This window comes from Mycolicibacterium peregrinum (genome assembly GCF_001665625.1).
GTDB classification, from domain to species: Bacteria; Actinomycetota; Actinomycetes; order Mycobacteriales; family Mycobacteriaceae; genus Mycobacterium; species Mycobacterium peregrinum_B.
Map to the genome: position 1 here is coordinate 1 of NZ_LZSY01000042.1, position 532 is coordinate 532.

Genomic DNA, 532 nt, shown 5'->3' on the forward strand with positions numbered 1-532 from the left:
GCCTGGTCGGCCAGCACATGCACCACCGCGGCATCGGCGGCCGCCCGCTGCTGTGCGGCGGGGCAGTCTTCGCGCCGACACAGGCAGGGCATGCGGGATTCCAGTCGGGCCACCGGTCCCACCGCATCGGCGCGGCGCTGCTCCTGGGTACGGGGGTCGTGTTTGCAGACGGTGTCGGCGACCGCATCGAGGCGTTGATTCAGTGCGACCCCGTCGGCGGCGTGGATGTTGGCCCACACCGACGCCATGCCGGGGCTGCTCGCCTCCACCTGAACAAACCGCCCGTCGTCGATCGGGGGTGGAACCCGTACCCCGTGGGGGTCGAGTTTGGCGATCCATTGATCCACCCGGTCCCGCAACTGCCGTTCAGACAGCCGCATCCACCGGTGGGCCCGGGCCGCGAGTTCTTCATCCAGGCCGGCCCAGACTGCGGGGTCGACGATGCCGGTACGGGCGATGAGCATCCGCACCACCCGGTAGTCGATGTCGCCGGCGGCGAACCGGGCGGCCACCAACGGGAGTTTGTCGCGTA

General features: G+C 70.3%; 1 protein-coding gene. It reads right to left on the reverse strand.

All coding sequences use genetic code 11. From position 1 onward, the window contains the following. Positions 1-512, reverse strand: a 512-nt coding sequence (locus A5779_RS05755) for a DUF222 domain-containing protein (protein ID WP_236734658.1), incomplete at its 3' end; no start/stop codon positions are given. Between the last annotated feature and the right edge of the window lie 20 nt (positions 513-532).